Below are 17,633 nucleotides of genomic sequence, written 5' to 3' on the forward strand. Positions count from 1 at the left end.
ACGGCGGCCCTCCGCCGCCCTGCGGGAGCGGACCTCTCCGCGCCCGGTCTGCTTTCATGAGCAAACGCGCTCCGCACGCCCTACTCGCTCCCGCGGAAAATCCGGCTTCCCGGATTTGTCCGCGAAAAAAATGTACAGCTTACTGAATTTCGATCATCTCCGCGTCGGCTTTGCGCAGGCTGAGCTCATAGCCCCGCACGTTCAACTCCATGGGGTCGCCCAAAGGGGCTACCTTCCGCACGTGAACCTCCACGCCCTTGGTGATGCCCATGTCCATAATCCTCCGCTTGGTGGCACCCTCGCCGTGGAGTTTTACCACGGTGGCGTTTTCGCCCACCTTTACTTCTCTCAGTGTCCTCATGTCTCTCCTCCTCCTCAAATCATAATGCGATTGGCCATTGTCTTGTCCAGAGCAATGCGGCTGTCCTTCACCTGGAGAATCAGATTCCCGGCAATCTCACTGACCACCGTGATATCTTCATCCACCACAAAGCCCAGCTCCGCCAAGTGCTGGCGCACCTCGTCCTTGCCGGAAATCTTACGGATCGTCACAGTCTCCCCTGTTCTCGCCATCGTCAGCGGCATCATAGGCTCTCCCCCCTCTCAAGGATTAGCGATTGCTAACCGCAACTCCAAATACAAAGGTAAGTCACAACTTACCTCTCTTACAGCTAGAGTTTACTACCCCTAACCGTCCTTGTCAACCCCCTTTTTCATGCGTCCGGCGGCTTTAAGTTAGTTTCGCTAACTTATACGGATTGAAAAAGGCCTGTCCCCTTTCCTTTGTGCAGATTTACAAGACTGCTTTTTGCAATAACGCAAAGCCCAGCAAAATGCGCCCCCAAAAACGGATCCGCCCCCGCACGGTCAGCCTGAACCGCACGGGGGCAGCATCCGGGGAAAAAAGAAGGTAAACAGAATCTATGTATCCTTTTTTATAGGGCGCGGCTCGTTACCACTTGGCAAGTCCCCGGCCCAGCTCGCGGCAGGCTTCCTGACTCGCGTCATCAGGCATTTCGTTGGCGACCAGGCCCTCCTCTTCATAGAGGTTGGCGCTGTCGCAGCGCTTGCACCAGTCACGCATCCACTGGCCGTCGCCCCAGCCGTAGGAGCCGAACAGCGCAATGCGCTTGCCGGTGAGATCGCCCTCCAGGGCGGTGAACATGGGGTCGAACTCGCTCTCCTCCAAAACCTCGGACCCCATGGCGGGGCAGCCGAAGGCCACAGCTCCGTACTCCTTAAACCGGGCAGTGGAAAAATCGCCGGGGCCCAGCAGTTCGGCCTCGCCGCCCGCTTCCTTGACGCCCTCCGCAATGCACTGGGCCATTTTTTCCGTATTGCCGGTGCCGCTCCAATAGACGATTGCAACTTTGTTCATGATGCAGTTTCCTTTCTCAGCAGATAGATTAAATAATTATGACCAGCAGCGGCTATGCAGCCACCACAAGCTCAATAAGTGGGACTCCCCGGGCATACCGCTCCTTATACACTGCCGTGCATTTGCGGTACCGGTCAAAGCATTTCTGCGCGGCAGCCGGGTCGCCATAGGCTTTCCAATAGCCGCAGCAGGTATAATTCCAGCCCCGGTTTTCAATAAAGCCCACCACATCCTCCAGCGGATAGCCCAGAAAAATTCCGATTTCGTGGGGATACTCCGCCTCCATGCACAAACGCTCGGAGAGCTGGTCCAGCATAGAGGACACGCCGGAGCAGGAGTAGCCCTCGCCCTCCAGAAATGCGCGGCTGCCTTCTTCTTCCAGCAGTCTGGCCACCCAGGACTCCCGATAGACATAGAGCATCCCTGCGTCCAGCGAGGGGCATTCCTTTAAAACCCGAACGCGAATGCCATAGAGCTTCAGCGTCTCGTCCCAGCGGACGGCGTCACACCGAAGCTGCTCGAGACTTTCGCTCCGAAAACGAAACAGATTGGCGGGCTTCACCCCCGCCAGGGTGGGCGCGCAGTGGGTAATCAGCGCCGTTTCAAACCGTGGCTCCATAAACTGCCTCCCGTGTCTTGCGGAGCAGTGCGCTCCGTGTCAATGCGGGCCGCCTGCGGGCGGCTCCCGCGTCAATGGAACAAATCTCATGACGTGTATAGCCTTCCCTTTTTTCTGCCAGGCATCCGCAAAAACAGCTTCGCAGGGCACCAAAAAGCCTCCTAATGAATTGGGTTTGCAGGCGTAGGTTAGGCATCACTAATCTTATGCTTTTTGAAATGCCGCCCACAGGCGGCCTCCAAGTGTTGGTTAGCTTAATCTAACCGATGTTGAGAGAATACCACGGCCCCGCCATTTTGTCAAGAGAAGGCGTGCAAATTTCTTTCAACGCCTTGACTTTCCGGGCGGCAATGCTATACTGAATATTAACAACAGTCAACATTTTCCACTTTATTACGAGGAGGTATTACAATGGATAAAACTGTTTCTGAGCTGCTGAATAACCAAATCAATAAGGAGTTTTACTCCGCCTACCTGTATCTGGATATCGCCAACTACTATGACGCCAAGGGGCTGGACGGCTTCGCCAACTGGTACGAAATTCAGGCCAAGGAGGAGCAGGACCACGCCATGCTCTTTTACCGCTACATGCAGAACAACGACGAGCCTGTGAAGCTGCTGTCCATCGACCAGCCGGACAACGCCTTCTCCAACCTGCTCGACCCCCTGAAGGTCAGTCTGGAGCATGAGAAATATGTCACCGCCCTCATCAATGCCATCTATGCCGCCGCCCAGAAGGTGAACGACTTCCGCACCATTCAGTTTTTGGATTGGTTTATCAAGGAGCAGGGCGAGGAGGAGAAAAACGCCAGCGACCAGATTACCAAGATGGAGCTGTACGGCGGCGAAGCCCGCAGCCTGTATATGCTCAACAGTGAGCTGCTGACCCGGGCCTATGCCCCGCCGTCTCTGGTGCTGTAACCCAAAGTAAACAAATAGAGACGGGGCCATGGCCCCGTCTCTGCTTTTATCGTTATCTTCTGGCATCCCGCCCGCTCCCCGTGTACTATATCCTTTTGCGGCGCTGCGAAGCCGGAGGGATGGACAGCTCGCCCCGGTATTTCGCCACCGTGCGCCGGGACAGGGAAAAGCCCACCCCGGACAGCGCCTGCGCCAGCGCCTCGTCGGACAGGGGCCGATCCGGAGCCTCCGCCTCCACAAAGCGGCGCAGACGGCTGCGGGCCGCTTCGGCAGAGCCGCCGGTGGGCAGCGCGGTGGAAAACAGCTTTCGCAGGGGGAAAATCCGTCCGTCAAACTGGACGTACTTGTCCTTCACCGCGCGGCTGATCGTGGAAACGTTTAAACTCAGGTGTTGGGCCACCTGCTCCATGGTCATGGGCAGCAAATCCTCCCGGCGGAGAAAGTAACCCTCCTGCTCCCGCACCAGCGCACTAAGCAGGCGGAACAGCGTCTCATGCCGGCTCTCCATATTGTTCATCAGGTTTTTAGCCTCGGCAAGCTTTTCCTTCAGATAAAGCTGGGCCTCCTGACACCCGGGGTCGCCCACCAGATTGCAGTATTCCCGGTTCAAAGAGACGCGGGGGACCGCGCCCTCGTTCATCTCAATCACCAGTCCGTCCCCCGCACGGCGGATAACGGCCTCCGGCGCAATCAGCGCCGTACCCCGTCGGTCGCAAAAGCCACGGGAGGGAATGGGGTTCAGTGCGCGGACCACGTCTCCGGCCCGGCGGGCCTCCGCCGGTGAAACGCCCAAAAGCTTTGCAAGGCCCGCATAATCACCCTCCGCCAAAAGCGGAAGGCCAAAGCGGATCATGTGAATATTCACCTCGGTAAATTCGCTGCCCTGCGCCAATTGCAGCAGCAGACACTCTGACAGGCTTCGGGCGCCCACACCCGGCGGATCCAGCGCCTGCACCGCAAAAAGCGCCTGTTCCAGCTCCGGCTCCGTCACGTCCATCTCCAAGGCAAGCTCGTGAAGCTCGCAGTCCAGATATCCGGCGGAGTTGAGACAGCCCACCAGATACCGGCTCAGCGCCAGCATCCGTCCGTCCAGCGGCGCGGACTGGCCCAATTGAGCGTCCAGATATTCTGAAAAGGTCTGGGGCCGGGTCAGGCAGGAGGTAAAATCCGAAAGTCCTCCGCCCCCTTCCCAGATAAGCTGCTCCCGCCGCTCGATGGGAAGCGCCGTCTCCGGAGCCGCCTCCATCGTCTCGGGCCGGGGTCCGTCGTGGGGCGCGTCCTCCACCTCCAAAAGCGGATTGGAAAGCGCGGCCTCATGCAAAAACTCCCGCAGCTCCAAAGACGGCATTTGCAGGCATTGAAGCGATTGCAGCATCGCCTGCGTCAGTATTTGCTTTTGCGCCTGTTCCAAGCGCTGCTGAAAAACCATACAACCATCTCCTCCCCACAGAAGTCATTGTTTATCAGTTTAGCACATTTTTTGTCGAAAGGGAAGAGAAATCGCCGTGGATATCCATATAGAACGCGTAAAAAACGCGGACGACGGCCACCCGCTTTCGCGGACAGCCGTCTGGGCGCTTCCTCTTTGTCGTCTTTACAACCGCGTCTCCAAAATCTGGTCCATGCGGAAATTCTCAATGCGCAGGTAGTATTCCGCGCAGTCCACCAACGCGGCCATGGGCGTCAGCCCGATGATCTCACTGCCCACTACGCTCACACCCCAGCGCCGGGCCTCCATCTTCACCGTCTCAAACACACGGTAGAGGGAGGTTTTGGTATAATCCGTCATATTAATGGAAACCTGAGCAATATTCCGGTCCTCCAGCAGCACGCCCATGGATTTTACAAACCGGAAACCGCCATTGATGTGGCGGATGCGATGAGCAATTTCGTCGGCAATGTGCAAATCCGGTGTATTCAAATTGATGTTGAAGGCCACCAGGGGCATCCGCGCGCCGATGGCCGTCACGCCCGCGGTGGGATGGACGGTGTCTGGCCCAAAGTCCGGCCGCCACAGGGGATTTTTCATTTTTTCCGCCATTCCTTCAAACTGGCCCTTGCGGATGGCAGCCAGATTCTCCCGATGGGGCGCGGAGGCAGACTTTTCATAGAGAAACACCGGCAGGGCATATCGGTCCGCCACGGCGGCGGCCGTCTCCTTGGCGATGCGGTCCGCATCCTCCAGCGTGCAGCCCCGCACGGGGACAAAGGGTACCACGTCGGCCGCCCCCATACGGGGGTGCTGACCGTCGTGCTTTGTCAAATCAATCAGCGACACAGCGATGCCAATGGCCTCAATCACCGCGTTCCGCAGCGCCTCCGGGCTGCCCACGGCGGTAATCACGCAGCGGTTATGGTCCTTATCCGTGCTGTAATCCAGCAGCTTCACTTTCTCCTTTGCCCGAAAGGCCCCCGCAATTTTTTCTACCTTTTCAAGATCCCGTCCCTCGCTGAAATTTGGGATACACTCCATGATCTGATCCATCACGCTTCACTCCTTTATCCGTCCCGGTTTTCGGGGCCGCGCAGCCGCGTCTCCCCTATTCTTTCACAACATCTGTACCATAGCAAAAAAAATGCCGCCGCGCAACCGTTTTTCCTCCTCAGTATTCGTATTTCTCCCTTTTTTCACTGACCGTCCGCTTTTTTTGACGCGAATTCAACGCAAAGTCCCTATAATTGTATTCGTAAGACCACGCTTTGGCCGGCGCTTTTGCCCGCTGATGCGATGCCTTGGCAGTGAATTGTCGCAATACCGCTTTAATTTGGTGAAAACTACTAAATTTTTTAGTTTGTTTTTATGATTTTTGTTGATTTTTTAAAACAAGCATGTTAGAATGCGCTTGTAAGAAAAACCCTTGACTGTCCGGACCGGAGGATTTCCGGTCGGCAGAATTCAATTTTCAGGAGGAACAAGCATGGCTACCTTTGACGTTGACAAAGCTATGACGGTGAAACTGGACTATGACCTGCCGGAGTATCCTGCCTTTGAGGACGGAATCCGCCGCGCACCCCGCCGGGAAGCCCATCTGACTCAGGCCGACAAGGAGCTTGCCATTCGCAATGCCCTTCGGTACATTCACCCGGACCACCACGCCCAGATGGCAAAGGAATTTGCCCGGGAGCTGGAGGAGCACGGCCGGGTTTACGGCTATCGCTTCCGCCCTCAGGGCCGCATGCACGGCAAGCCCATTGACGAGTACAAGGGCAACTGCGTGGAGGGCAAGGCCTTCCAGGTGATGATTGAGAACAACCTGGACTTTGACGTGGCCCTGTATCCCTACGAGCTGGTTACCTACGGTGAAACCGGTCAGGTCTGCCAGAACTGGATGCAGTACCGTCTCATCAAGAAGTATCTGGAGGTCATGACCGACCAGCAGACGCTGGTTGTGATGAGCGGCCATCCTCTGGGCCTGTTCCACTCCCACAAGGGCGCTCCCCGCTGCATCATCTCCAACGGCCTGATGGTTGGCATGTTTGATAACCAGAAGGACTTTAACCGCGCCGCCGCCCTCGGCGTCGCAAACTACGGGCAGATGACCGCAGGCGGCTGGATGTATATCGGGCCGCAGGGCATCGTTCACGGCACTTTCAACACCCTGCTCAACGCAGGCCGCCTGAAGCTGGGCATTCCCACCGATGGGAATCTGGCAGGCCGTCTGTTCGTCACCGCCGGTCTTGGCGGCATGAGCGGCGCACAGGGCAAGGCGGCGGAGATTGCCGGCGCCGTGTCCATCATCGCCGAGGTGGATATGTCCCGCATTATGACCCGCTATACCCAGGGCTGGGTCAGCGAGAAGTCCGACAATCTGGAAGAGACGCTGGCCATTGCCAAAAAGCATCTGGACGCCAAGACTCCCTGCGCCATCGCCTACCACGGCAACGTGGTGGACCTGCTGGAGTTCCTGTATGAGAAGAATGTCCATGTGGACCTGCTCAGCGACCAGACCTCCTGCCACGTCCCCTACGACGGAGGCTACTGCCCCCAGGGCCTGACCTTCGAGCAGCGCACCGAGATGCTGGACAAGGACCCCGAGGGCTTCTGCAAGCTGGTGGACGAGACGCTGCGCCACCACTATGAAATGGTCTGCAAGCTCCACGAGCGGGGAACCTATTTCTTCGACTATGGCAACAGCTTCCTCAAGGCCGTGTACGATGCAGGCGTGAAGAGCATCTGCAAAAACGGCGAAAACGATCTGGACGGTTTCATTTTCCCGTCCTACGTGGAGGACATTCTGGGGCCCTTCCTATTTGACTATGGCTACGGCCCCTTCCGCTGGTGCTGCCTGAGCCGCAACCCCGAGGATCTTGACAAGACCGACGCGGCCGCGGCCGAGTATATTCAGGCCCACAACCGCCGCTATCAGGACTATGACAACTATGTCTGGGTCCGGGACGCGAAGAAGAACAAGATGGTGGTTGGAACCCAGTGCCGCATCCTCTATCAGGACGCCATGGGCCGCATGAATCTGGCCCTGAAGTTCAACGAGATGGTCCGCAACGGCGAAATTGGCCCCGTCATGCTGGGCCGCGACCACCACGACACCGGCGGAACCGACTCTCCCTTCCGTGAGACTTCCAACATCAAGGATGGCTCCAATATCATGGCCGAAATGGCCACCCAGTGCTACGCGGGCAACGCCGCCCGCGGCATGAGCCTGATTGCCCTGCACAATGGCGGCGGCACCGGCATCGGCAAGGCCATCAACGGCGGCTTTGGCATGGTGCTGGACGGCAGTGAGACGGTGGACACCATCCTGCGCATGTCAATGCCCTGGGACACCATGGTGGGCGTTGCCCGCCGCTCCTGGGCCCGCAATGAGAACGCTATGTCCACCGTGATGGAGTACAACGAGATGTACAGCGGTCAGGACCATATCACCCTGCCCTACGAGGCGGAAAACGACGACACGCTCATCCGCGAGGCACTTGAGAGCGCGAAGTAATTTTTAATCAAAACCTGAAAAGGGGCCTTTATAAGAGGCCCCTTTTCCCACATTTTATAAAGGAGGCTAACCTATGGCAAATCTGCTGATAAAAAACATCGGCCTGCTGGCCACCCCCACCGGTTCCAACCCAAGGCGCGGCAAGGAGCAGGGAGAAATCACAATGCTGAAGGACGCCTATGTCCTTGTGAAGGACGGGCTGATTGCCGCCGTGGGCGAGGGCGCGATTCCCGCCGGACTTTCCGACGGCGCGGAGGTGGTGGACGCGGGGGGCCGTCTGGTCACGCCCGGTCTGGTGGACGCCCACACCCACCTGATCTTTGGCGGCTGGCGGCAAAACGAGCTGGGAATGAAGCTCCACGGCGTGAGCTATCTGGAAATTCTGGCCCAGGGCGGCGGCATTCTCTCCACCGTCCGTTCCACCCGCGCCGCCTCCGAGGAGGAGTTGACGGACAAAGCCGCCAAGGTGCTGGACGACATGCTGCGCATGGGCGTCACCACCTGCGAAGCCAAAAGCGGCTATGGCCTCACGCCCGAGGACGAGTATAAGCAGCTGCGGGTCATCCACCGCCTGAATGAGACACATAAGGTGGAGGTAGTCCCCACGTTTATGGGCGCCCATGCCGTACCCGAGGAGTTCAAAGAGAATCGGGAAGGATATCTCCGCCTTTTGTGCGAGGAGATGATTCCCACCGTGGCCCGTGAGAAGCTTGCCGAATTCTGCGACGTGTTCTGCGAGACGGGCGTGTTTACTGCCGAGGAGTCCCGCCGGATTCTGGAGGCTGCCAAAGCCCACGGCCTGGTTCCCAAAATCCACGCAGACGAAATCGACCCCATCGGCGGATCCCAGCTTGCAGGTGAAATCGGGGCCATTTCCGCCGAGCATCTCATCGTCTGCCCGGAGGCGGGAATTGAAAGCCTTGCCAAGGGCGGCGTGATTGCCTGCCTGCTCCCCGGCACCAGCTTCTATCTGGGAGCCACCTTTGCCCCTGCCCGGGCTATGCTGGACGCGGGCGTTGCCGTGGCGGTGTCCACGGACTTCAACCCCGGCTCCTGCCCCAGCGCCAATTTGCAGCTTGCGATGAACATCGCCTGCCTGAAATATCGCCTCACGCCGGAAGAGGTTCTCACGGCCGTTACCCTTAACGGCGCGGGGGCCATCCACCGGGCAGACCGTCTTGGCTCCATCGAGGTCGGCAAGCAGGGCGACCTTCTTGTATGGGATGCGCCGGATCTGGACTACATTTGCTACCGGCTGGGTGCAAATCTGGTGGATACCGTCATCAAGCAGGGCGAGATCGTCCGGTTCTAAACGTTCGATCTGCCCCCTGAAATAAGCTCCATGCAGCGCTTTACCGCTTGGCGGGGCGCTTTATAAAAAACCGGCAGGCCCGGAAAGTCAAAGACTTTCCGGGCCTGCTTTTTACGCGCCTGCGTCACTCCGTCATAAAGTTTTTATTTTTGCTGTAAAGGTTCTCCACGGTCAGAGGCTTTGCCTGCCGGATGCTGTATTTCAGGCAGTCCTCCAGTTCGTCAAATTCATACGCACCTTTTACACCCCGCAGCCGCTGCATCCCCCTGTGACAATAAATGTCCAACGGGCGGTAAAGATAGCGGTCCAGCTCGTTGTCAAAAATGCGGTTCTGGTCCAGCTCCCGGCGCAGCCGGGCCAGCACGCTGTCCCGAATTCCCTGCTCCACCAGCGAGCTGAGACGGCTTGCCGAGTCCCACGAGGCCGCCAGCAGCTCCACCGCCCGGGCGTAACTCCCGTCCTGCGCAGCGTAATAGGCGGTGTATGCCTCGGTCAGTCCCCTGCCGGACAGCTCTCCTGTCTTTGCAAAGGCCCCCATGGCCCGCCCCAGCAGCAGCTGGGCTTTTTGGTGATCTCCCATGGCCATGGCGGCACGGGCATAGCAGGCGAACAAAAAGCCGCTGCCCGGCCATGGGTCCATTCCCTCTGTCCGGTTTGCCGCCGCCTGATAGAACACACAGGCCCCGGCGAAATCCTTCTGGCGGCGCTTCCACTCCCCCTGCCACGCCTCCACATAGGCGCAGAACATGGGATAGCGCTCTGGGTGGTCAATTGTCTCCAATGCCTGACGGAGGAAATAATCGCAGCTTTTATAGCTGCCCTCCTTGCAGAAGTCGATGCCCCGCAGCAGCAGATAACAGGCCCGCTGGCGTTTCAGGCCCGATTCCTCCGCAATTTCAAGGCCCCGGACAATGTATTCCGGCGCGGCCTGATCAGTCTTGATATGATAGGTGATTCGCTGGCGCAGCGCCCACAGCAGCAGCTCCGTGTCCTCCGGGGCGCAGGGCGTCAGGGCCCGAAGCAGGTCGTCCGTGACAGCCAGCCCCTCCTGATACTGCCCCGCGTAAATCATCGTCCGTGCCTTGGCGCACAAAAGCAGCCGTTCCGGCCCCGCCAACGTCCCTTTCTCCTCCGGCGAAAGCTGGCGGCGCAGCCGCTCCAGCTCCTGTTCCAGCCGCTTCACCTCATCCTCCGCCGTCTCCCCTGTCCGAAGGAAGAATGCGGGCGCGTCCGCAGGTGCGAGAGGCGGAATTTCACAACTCTGCCCCGTCCGCCAGTAAAGAGCCTCGATCTCGCAGCAAAGAGCCTTCAGTCCCTCTCCTCCCGCCCGGTAGTGATCCGCCGCCCGGCTAAGTCCGGCGGCGTCTCCCTCCTGCACAGTTTCCCGCAGGCACTCCGCGATTTTCAGGTGCAGGGGCTGACGCTGGAAATAGGACTGGGCCTGATACAGCGCCTCCCGCATATGGGGATGGAGAAATTCCAGATAACTCTCTCCGTCCACAAGCCGCTCTCCGATAAGGGAGTGCTCCTCCAGCTCCACGGAGAGGGTGTAAAGCTGCGCCGTCTGATAGCCGGTGATTTCGGTGAGCAGGCGACAGGGCGTCTTGTCCTGAAACAGGGCCAGAACATTGGCAAGGTGCAGCGCCTGGGCGCTCAGTCCCGCCATGCGCTGGCGAAGAATGCCGCCCTCGTCGGGCAAGGTGTTCTCCGAAGGCTCCTTGCCTCGCAGGTTTTCAACAGCCGCCGCCAGCAGTCGGGGATTGCCGCCCGTGGCCTCGTAAATGCGGCCCCGCAGGGGGACAGGAAGGTCTCCGCCCAGCACGGCGTCCAGATATTCGTCCGTCTCCTCCCGGGTGAGGCAGGGGATGCATACCCGCTCCAACGCCGCCTCGTCCAGCATGAAATTCACGTCCACGTTCAGCGTCCAGCTTGTTGCAAGCAGCAGAAGTTGATTTCCTCCCAGCCTGCGGACCACCTGACTGAGCAGATCCTGACTGGCCGAATCCATCCACTGCAAATCCTCGAACACCAATAGAATTTTCCGCCGATGGGCCGCCAGAGAAAGCAGCAATGCCACTGCGTCCGTTACCAGTGCGCCGCAGCGGTTCTGCTTGAACTCTCCCGGCTCCCGCCGGGCCTCTTCCCCGTCGGAAAAAACAGGAAACACCCGGGCAATGGTACGGCGGGTGGTTTCCGGAATCTGCACGTTTCGCCGGGCCATCTCCTCCGCCACAGCGAGCATCACGTTTTTCCACGGCTCCAGATACACCCCCGCCTGCCGTTGGGAGCAGCCGCCCTTCAGCACCAGCGCATCGGAAAAATCCCCGCCACGCAAAAAGGATTGCAGCAGATAGCTCTTGCCGCTGCCCGCCTCACCGTAAAACAGCAGGGAGGAAACCTCGTACCCCTCCTGAAACAGCCGATATCGCTCCTGCATTTTCCGCACCAATGCGGCGCGGCTGGCGGTCATCTCCGGGCCGGGGCGGCTGGGTGCGTCCTCCGTGGTGCGGTTCCACTGGTTCACAATTTCATAGTACAGCGCGGCCGTCTCGTGCAGCGGCGTGATGCCCAGCTCCTCCGCCAGCTTGTCCTTCAACCGCTGGTAGAGGTTCGCCGCCTTATAATACCGCCCCTCCTGCTGGTAAATCTCCATCAAGAACATCACCATTTTCTCATCCAGTCCATCCCGGCCGAGATATTCAAGGCTCAGCCGTTCCGCCCTTCCAAGATCGCCCGCCGCCCGGGCCTGTGCCGCGCCGTCGGCTAAATCGCTGAGGGTGCGCGCGGCCATCTGCTCCCGCACCTGATCCACCCACGCGTTGAAGCTGGGCGCGTTTTTCACAGTGAAGCCCCGTAAAAACCGCTCCTTGTCAATGGCCTCGCCCTCGCCGCATCGGTCCAGATCGGAAACCAATTCCCGCTCCGTGTTCAGCCGCACTTCCGTTTTCTGCGTAGTCAGAATCAGGTCGGCCCCCAAGATCTTGCGCAGGGTATAGATAGTGTGGCGCAGGTTTTTATAGCCCACCTCTTCCGTGCAATCCTCCCACAAAAGCTCCACCAGCTCCTGCCTTGTGGCGCTTTTGCGGCAGATCAGATAGTAAAACAGCGCGTCCACCCGCTTGAAGGGGAAGGAAACCTCCACCCCGTCCAGCTTCACACAGGGAATATCAAACATCTGCACTTCAATTTTCGGCATTGGCCCGTCCCTTCCCTTCAAAAAGCCACACTGCGGCTTTGTTTTTCATGCTTATTATACACGGCTTTGCCCCGCTGCGCCAGCTATATCTGCATCCATGGGATAACGAACAGGGGCAGGCCGCCACGGCCTGCCCCCAGTTGCACGCAAGCGTCGCGTATCTCCGCGCCGCTGTTTGTCAGTCCGTCCGTCCGAAAAAGGCGCGCACCTCGCCCACCTGATACAGCGAGCCAAAGGCGCAGACAATATCCTCCGGGCCTTTCCCGTCCATCGCCATGGCCATGCCGCTTTTCACATCGCCGCCGCTTCGGGCGGGAAGCCCGGTCAACTCCGCAATCCTCGCACAAAGCGCCCCGGATGGGAGCGCCCGCTCACTCTCCGGCGTCACGGCAATAAATTCCTTTGCAAACGGTGCCACGGTGCGAATCATATCGTCGTAATCCTTGTCCGCCATCACGCCCATCACCATGGTCAGCTTCCGTCCCGGCAGATAGGCTGAAAGGCCACCGGCCAGCTCCCGCACTCCGTCGGGATTGTGGGCTCCGTCCACCAGCACCAACGGATTTTTTTGCAGAATTTCAAATCGGCCCGGCCAGGTGACCGCCAAAAGCCCCTCCCGCACGGCAGACTCCGGAATGGTGTATCCCCGCCGCTCCCGCAGCACATCCACGGTGTCCAGCACCACGGCAGCGTTTTGATATTGATAGTTTCCAATCAACCGCAGGCGGAGGGCCTTCCGGTCCCCGTAATCGAAGGTCTGCCCGTCCAGATCGTGGGCAAGCAGCATTTGAGCTGTGGAATCGGTCACCCGCAAAGCGCAGCCCCGCTGGGCGCAGACACCGCGCACCACAGTCTCCACCTCTTCTGTCTGCCCGGAGAGCACAACCTCCGCGCCCGGTTTGATGATGCCCGCCTTCTCCCCGGCAATTTTCGTCAGGGTGTCTCCCAGCACATCAGTATGCTCCAGCGCAATGTGGGTAATCACCGCAACGTCCGGCGCGTCGATGACGTTGGTGGAATCCAGACGTCCTCCAAGACCCACCTCAAGAACCACCACGTCGCAGTTCTTCTGCTGAAAATACAGCAGAGCCATGGCAGTAATCCGCTCAAATTCCGTGGGCTGATCCGGCATCCCGTCCACCAGCGGCTTCACCTGTCGGGCAAGGTCAGTCAACTCCTCATCGGAGATGTCCGCTCCGTTCACCTTCATCCGCTCATTGATGCGAAAAAGATGGGGTGAGGTATACAGCCCGGTGGTATAGCCCGCCCGTGTCAAAATCTCTGAAAGCATGGCACATACGGAGCCCTTTCCATTGGTCCCCGCCACATGAATGAACTTCAGTCGCTTTTGGGGATTGCCCAGCAGTTCCATCAGTTCTTCAATGCGCTCCAGCCCCAGACGGCTTCCCTGCCAGGATGTGGCGTGGATAAATTCCAGCGCCTGCGAAAGATTCATACGGTTGCCTTCTTTCCAAAGTGTCCCAGTACCTTTGTCATCAGGCCGATGGTCACCACCTGTGCCGCAATCATCACAGCGGTGGAGATGGTCCGGGTGAGGAACAGAGGGCCGTAGGGCGAACCGTACAGCACGGAAATCCACAGTGTATTCAAAAGCAGGCTCAGCACCAGTTGGTTCACAGCCACCGCGCCGCCGATGCGGGCCATGGTCTGCCGCTTGTGCAGGAACACGCCCCACACCAGCCCCATCAAGGCGGCGGTGAGGGTAAATCCGGGGAAATAAGGCCCGATGGGGAACATAATGGCCCCCAGGAAATCGCTCAGACCGGCTACAACCGCCGCAGGCACAGGACCGTACAGAACCGCCGCCACCACCACGGGCACAAATCCAAGGCCGATTTTAAAGTTCCACGCAGGAATGGAGCAGAACCGGGAGAGGATGATTTCGATGGCAACCAGCATACCAAGGGTCACCAGCATGGATGTTTTTTGCTTTTTCATATTAAATTCCTCCTTTATGTGAGAAAAACGGCCCAACCAAGCAGTTTCTTGGTTCCGGCAGTTGCCACGTGGGAGGAAGTATTTCCTTCTTTGTGGCAGCGGATGCGGGTTCAGCAACGCGGGGCGTGGGCCCCTTCGTCCAACGGCGACTCCCATCCGTCGGCACTTAACGCGCTGGCCCTACTCTGTCGTCGGAGCAGGCTCCAATTCCCTCGCTTCGGCCTGCGGCCAAAGCTCGTTCATTTTGCCGCTCCTCCTCTTCCCAGAAAATGCTCCGCATTTTCTGGGGCTTGGGAACGGGGTACGCGGAGCAGGCTCCAACTCCCTCGCTTCGGCCTGCGGCCAAAGCTCGTTCATTTTGCCGCTCCTCCTCTTCCCAGAAAATGCTCCGCATTTTCTGGGGCTTGGGAACGGGGTACGCGGAGCAGGCTCCAATTCCCTCGCTTCGGCCTGCGGCCAAAGCTCGTTCATTTTGCCGCTCCTCCTCTTCCCAGAAAATGCTCCGCATTTTCTGGGGCTTGGGAACGGGGGTACGCGGAGCAGGCTCCAACTCCCTCGCTTCGGCCTGCGGCCAAAGCTCGTTCATTTTGCCGCTCCTCCTCTTCCCGGAAAATGCTCCGCATTTTCTGGGGCTTGGGAACGGGGTACGCGGAGCGTCGGCTCCGAAATGATATCCGGGCCTCGCCCAAAAAATTAGATTTGCACAGGCTTTTTATGGTGCGCAGACCAAAGCAGCCAAGCAAAACCAAGACCGCCCAAAAGATTTCCGATTGTCACCGGCAATAGATTTCCCAACAGGAAGTTTCCCCAGGTCAGGGCCGAGATATCCAGACCGGACGCCGCCACAACCGCTCCGGCACCGGGCAGGGTCAGCGCCAGCAGACCTGCGGGGATGTAATACATATTGGCTACACAGTGCTCAAATCCGCAGATCACAAAGCAGCAGACAGGGCCAAACACGCCCACAGCCCGGCCCACCGAATCCTCGGCGCACAGGGCCATCATGACGGCGGCGCACACCAGTATGTTGCACAAAATGCCAAGTCCCAGCGCTTCGGTAAACGAAAACGAGCATTTTGCAGCAGCGGTGGAAATCATTTTCAGCACCAGCCCGTCAGACATATGCGGGCCGCTGAACGTCCGCAATGCCCACGCCAGCAGCACCGACCCGACAAAGTTGCCGAGGTACACCAGCACAAGGTTTCGGACCATCCCGCCCACACGAATCCGCCGCTCCCGAATGGAAATCAGCATCAGGCAGTTTCCGGTAAACAGCTCCGCCCCGGTCATCAACACCATAATCAGCCCCAGCGGAAACAAAACGCCGCTGATAAGCTTTGCAATGGATGCACTTTCAACGGAATAGCTGGCTGCGGCAGTCACCGCGCTGCCGATTCCAATGGCAAAGCCCGCCAATATTCCTGCCAGCAGCAGCTTTTTTACGCCGGACGCAGCCTTTTTTTCACCAATCTCGGTATACTTTTCCAAAAATTCAGCGGGATTCAGCATAGCTCGTCCCCTTTCGCTCCCGCACACGAATCGGGAAGCTTTTTCTAAAATGCCCTGTAAAAGAGGGCGCGTGCCCCGGCGGAGCCGATTGGCTCCGCCGGGAGATGCAGTTTAAAACAGGCCGGAAATTCTCCCCTGCGCGTCCACGTCAATCCGGTCGGCAGAGGGAACCTTGGGCAGGCCGGGCATGGTCATGATATCGCCGGTCTTTGCCACCAGGAAGCCCGCACCGGCGTTCACCTTCAGGTCCCGCACGGTGATCTTGAAGCCACGGGGCGCACCCAGCTTCCCAGCATCGTCGGAGAAGGAGAACTGGGTCTTTGCCATGCAGATGGGCAGCTTGTCAAAGCCCAGCTCGGTGAGCTGCTGCATCTGCTTTTTCGCGGCGGGAGCAAGCACCACGCCGTCGGCGCGATAGACCTTGGTGGCGATGGCGTTGAGCTTCTCCTCAATGCCCGCCTCCGCGTCATAGACAAACTGGAAGTTGTTGGGCTGATCGCACAGGCGCATGACCTCCTGCGCAAGGGCTTCGCCGCCCTCGCCGCCCTTGGCCCACACCTCGCTGAGGGCCACGTTGACGCCAAGCTCGCGGCACTTGTCTTCCACCATTTTCAGCTCTGCGGCAGTATCGGTGGGGAAAGCGTTGATGGCCACCACGCAGGGAAGGCCGTACACCTTCGTCACGTTCTCCACGTGCTGAAGGAGGTTGGGCAGGCCCTTTTCCAGCGCCTCCAGGTTTTCATTGTTCAGGTCGGCCTTGGCAACACCGCCGTGATACTTCAGGGCGCGGACGGTGGCCACCACCACAACCGCGTCGGGATGGAATCCGCCTGCGCGGCACTTGATGTCAAGGAACTTCTCTGCGCCAAGGTCGGCGGCAAAGCCCGCCTCGGTGACGGTGTATTCGCTGAGCTTCATGGCCGTCTCCGTAGCCTGAATGGAGTTGCAGCCATGGGCAATATTAGCAAAGGGTCCGCCGTGGATCAGCGCGGGGGTGTGCTCCAGCGTCTGGACCAGATTGGGCTTAATGGCGTCCTTCAACAGGGCAGCCATGGCACCCTCGGCATGGAGGTCGTGGGCCGTGACGGGCTTCTCATCCCGGGTATAGGCCACCACCATCTTGGCAAGTCTCGCCTTCATATCCTCAAGGTCCTGCGCAAGGCACAGCACGGCCATGATCTCGGAGGCCACGGTAATCTCAAACCCGTCCTCGCGGGGCACGCCGCTGGCCTTGCCGCCAAGGCCGCAGATGATGTGGCGCAGCTGGCGGTCGTTCATGTCCACCGCACGCTTCCAAACAATTCTGCGCACGTCGATATCCAGCACGTTGCCCTGCTGAATGTGGTTGTCCAGCAGCGCTGCCATCAGGTTATTGGCTGCACCGATGGCGTGGAAATCGCCGGTGAAGTGGAGGTTGATATCCTCCATGGGCACCACCTGGGCATAGCCGCCGCCGGCCGCGCCGCCCTTGACGCCGAACACGGGGCCAAGGCTGGGTTCCCGCAGGCAGACCACGGTCTTCTTGCCGAGCCGGTTCAGTGCGTCGGCAAGGCCCACGGAGGTGGTGGTTTTACCCTCGCCCGCGGGGGTGGGGCTGATTGCCGTCACCAGCACCAGCTTCGCCTTGCGGGGCAGGTCCTTCAAAGCGTGGATATCCAGCTTCGCCTTGTAATGGCCATAGGGCTCCAGCGTCTCCTGCCCAACGCCCAGCTTCGCGGCCACCTCTTGGATGGGAAGCATGGCTGTGGACTGGGCAATTTCAATGTCAGTCTTAAATTCCATGGGTCATTTCC

General features: G+C 59.0%; 15 protein-coding genes and 1 riboswitch. Of the genes, 3 read left to right on the forward strand and 12 right to left on the reverse strand.

Annotated features, from left to right (window positions below; genetic code table 11):
- Positions 1-139 precede the first annotated feature (139 nt).
- The 4 genes from ABVS15_RS01040 to ABVS15_RS01055 all read right to left on the reverse strand — a co-directional run bounded on the left by ABVS15_RS01040 (position 140) and on the right by ABVS15_RS01055 (position 1,997).
- Positions 140-361 (reverse strand): FeoA family protein, encoded by a 222-nt coding sequence (locus tag ABVS15_RS01040; RefSeq protein WP_312612426.1) that lies wholly within the window; start codon positions 359-361, stop codon positions 140-142.
- A gap of 14 nt (positions 362-375) precedes the next feature.
- Positions 376-588 carry a FeoA family protein gene (locus ABVS15_RS01045; protein WP_293009453.1) on the reverse strand — a complete coding sequence of 71 codons (213 nt, stop codon included), beginning with the start codon at positions 586-588 and terminating at the stop codon, positions 376-378.
- A gap of 364 nt (positions 589-952) precedes the next feature.
- Positions 953-1,378, reverse strand: a complete 426-nt coding sequence (locus ABVS15_RS01050) for a flavodoxin (protein ID WP_369281940.1) — start codon at positions 1,376-1,378, stop codon at positions 953-955.
- Between the two features lie 52 nt (positions 1,379-1,430).
- A complete protein-coding gene (locus ABVS15_RS01055; protein ID WP_369281941.1) occupies positions 1,431-1,997 on the reverse strand; it encodes a DUF3793 family protein in 567 nt (188 codons plus the stop codon).
- Between the two features lie 411 nt (positions 1,998-2,408).
- On the opposite strand from ABVS15_RS01055, the gene ABVS15_RS01060 reads away from it, so the two are divergent.
- Complete coding sequence (locus ABVS15_RS01060) at positions 2,409-2,918, forward strand: ferritin (RefSeq protein WP_369281942.1); 510 nt, start codon at positions 2,409-2,411, stop codon at positions 2,916-2,918.
- Between the two features lie 85 nt (positions 2,919-3,003).
- On the opposite strand, the gene rpoN is transcribed toward ABVS15_RS01060, so the two are convergent.
- A complete protein-coding gene (rpoN, locus tag ABVS15_RS01065; RefSeq protein ID WP_369281943.1) occupies positions 3,004-4,347 on the reverse strand; it encodes an RNA polymerase factor sigma-54 in 1,344 nt (447 codons plus the stop codon).
- Positions 4,348-4,512: 165 nt separating this feature from the next.
- Positions 4,513-5,403 carry a glutamate formimidoyltransferase gene (gene ftcD, locus ABVS15_RS01070; protein WP_369281944.1) on the reverse strand — a complete coding sequence of 297 codons (891 nt, stop codon included), beginning with the start codon at positions 5,401-5,403 and terminating at the stop codon, positions 4,513-4,515.
- A gap of 433 nt (positions 5,404-5,836) precedes the next feature.
- On the opposite strand from ftcD, the gene ABVS15_RS01075 reads away from it, so the two are divergent.
- Together ABVS15_RS01075 and hutI are read left to right on the forward strand one after the other, a co-directional pair.
- Entirely contained in the window at positions 5,837-7,864 is a 2,028-nt protein-coding gene (locus tag ABVS15_RS01075) for a urocanate hydratase (RefSeq protein WP_369281945.1), read from the forward strand.
- A 73-nt stretch (positions 7,865-7,937) separates the two neighbouring features.
- Positions 7,938-9,176, forward strand: coding sequence for an imidazolonepropionase (gene hutI, locus ABVS15_RS01080; protein WP_369281946.1), 1,239 nt, complete (start codon positions 7,938-7,940; stop codon positions 9,174-9,176).
- Between the two features lie 124 nt (positions 9,177-9,300).
- Here hutI and ABVS15_RS01085 read toward each other — a convergent pair whose 3' ends face one another.
- The 6 genes from ABVS15_RS01085 to ABVS15_RS01110 all read right to left on the reverse strand — a co-directional run bounded on the left by ABVS15_RS01085 (position 9,301) and on the right by ABVS15_RS01110 (position 17,622).
- Entirely contained in the window at positions 9,301-12,372 is a 3,072-nt protein-coding gene (locus tag ABVS15_RS01085; RefSeq protein WP_369281947.1) for an AAA family ATPase, read from the reverse strand.
- Between the two features lie 178 nt (positions 12,373-12,550).
- A complete protein-coding gene (locus ABVS15_RS01090; protein ID WP_369281948.1) occupies positions 12,551-13,828 on the reverse strand; it encodes a folylpolyglutamate synthase/dihydrofolate synthase family protein in 1,278 nt (425 codons plus the stop codon).
- On the reverse strand, positions 13,825-14,331 hold the full coding sequence (locus ABVS15_RS01095) for a folate family ECF transporter S component (RefSeq protein ID WP_369281949.1): 507 nt from the start codon (positions 14,329-14,331) through the stop codon (positions 13,825-13,827). The genes ABVS15_RS01090 and ABVS15_RS01095 overlap by 4 nt, the downstream gene beginning before the upstream one ends.
- Before the next feature lie 94 nt (positions 14,332-14,425).
- A riboswitch (THF riboswitch) is annotated at positions 14,426-14,521 on the reverse strand.
- Positions 14,498-14,917: a hypothetical protein gene (locus ABVS15_RS01100; RefSeq protein WP_369281950.1), complete on the reverse strand. Its 420-nt coding sequence runs from the start codon at positions 14,915-14,917 to the stop codon at positions 14,498-14,500. Its footprint overlaps the riboswitch before it by 24 nt.
- Positions 14,918-15,024: 107 nt before the next feature.
- The gene (locus ABVS15_RS01105) at positions 15,025-15,840 is read right to left on the reverse strand and encodes a formate/nitrite transporter family protein (protein ID WP_369281951.1); all 816 of its coding nucleotides are present in this window, start codon (positions 15,838-15,840) and stop codon (positions 15,025-15,027) included.
- A 111-nt stretch (positions 15,841-15,951) separates the two neighbouring features.
- Positions 15,952-17,622: a formate--tetrahydrofolate ligase gene (locus tag ABVS15_RS01110; RefSeq protein WP_369281952.1), complete on the reverse strand. Its 1,671-nt coding sequence runs from the start codon at positions 17,620-17,622 to the stop codon at positions 15,952-15,954.
- Positions 17,623-17,633: the final 11 nt, after the last annotated feature.

Source organism: Oscillibacter sp. GMB15532, from assembly GCF_041020825.1.
In the GTDB taxonomy this organism is placed as follows: domain Bacteria; phylum Bacillota; class Clostridia; order Oscillospirales; family Oscillospiraceae; genus Oscillibacter.

What these genes read in the sequence shown, in the direction of transcription:
- ABVS15_RS01040 (WP_312612426.1), bottom strand. Translation starts at nt 361, where the DNA reads ATGAGGACACTGAGAGAAGTAAAGGTGGGCGAAAACGCCACCGTGGTA.
- ABVS15_RS01045 (WP_293009453.1), bottom strand. Translation starts at nt 588, where the DNA reads ATGATGCCGCTGACGATGGCGAGAACAGGGGAGACTGTGACGATCCGT.
- ABVS15_RS01050 (WP_369281940.1), bottom strand. Translation starts at nt 1,378, where the DNA reads ATGAACAAAGTTGCAATCGTCTATTGGAGCGGCACCGGCAATACGGAA.
- ABVS15_RS01055 (WP_369281941.1), bottom strand. Translation starts at nt 1,997, where the DNA reads ATGGAGCCACGGTTTGAAACGGCGCTGATTACCCACTGCGCGCCCACC.
- ABVS15_RS01060 (WP_369281942.1), top strand. Translation starts at nt 2,409, where the DNA reads ATGGATAAAACTGTTTCTGAGCTGCTGAATAACCAAATCAATAAGGAG.
- rpoN (WP_369281943.1), bottom strand. Translation starts at nt 4,347, where the DNA reads ATGGTTTTTCAGCAGCGCTTGGAACAGGCGCAAAAGCAAATACTGACG.
- ftcD (WP_369281944.1), bottom strand. Translation starts at nt 5,403, where the DNA reads ATGGATCAGATCATGGAGTGTATCCCAAATTTCAGCGAGGGACGGGAT.
- ABVS15_RS01075 (WP_369281945.1), top strand. Translation starts at nt 5,837, where the DNA reads ATGGCTACCTTTGACGTTGACAAAGCTATGACGGTGAAACTGGACTAT.
- hutI (WP_369281946.1), top strand. Translation starts at nt 7,938, where the DNA reads ATGGCAAATCTGCTGATAAAAAACATCGGCCTGCTGGCCACCCCCACC.
- ABVS15_RS01085 (WP_369281947.1), bottom strand. Translation starts at nt 12,372, where the DNA reads ATGCCGAAAATTGAAGTGCAGATGTTTGATATTCCCTGTGTGAAGCTG.
- ABVS15_RS01090 (WP_369281948.1), bottom strand. Translation starts at nt 13,828, where the DNA reads ATGAATCTTTCGCAGGCGCTGGAATTTATCCACGCCACATCCTGGCAG.
- ABVS15_RS01095 (WP_369281949.1), bottom strand. Translation starts at nt 14,331, where the DNA reads ATGAAAAAGCAAAAAACATCCATGCTGGTGACCCTTGGTATGCTGGTT.
- ABVS15_RS01100 (WP_369281950.1), bottom strand. Translation starts at nt 14,917, where the DNA reads ATGAACGAGCTTTGGCCGCAGGCCGAAGCGAGGGAGTTGGAGCCTGCT.
- ABVS15_RS01105 (WP_369281951.1), bottom strand. Translation starts at nt 15,840, where the DNA reads ATGCTGAATCCCGCTGAATTTTTGGAAAAGTATACCGAGATTGGTGAA.
- ABVS15_RS01110 (WP_369281952.1), bottom strand. Translation starts at nt 17,622, where the DNA reads ATGGAATTTAAGACTGACATTGAAATTGCCCAGTCCACAGCCATGCTT.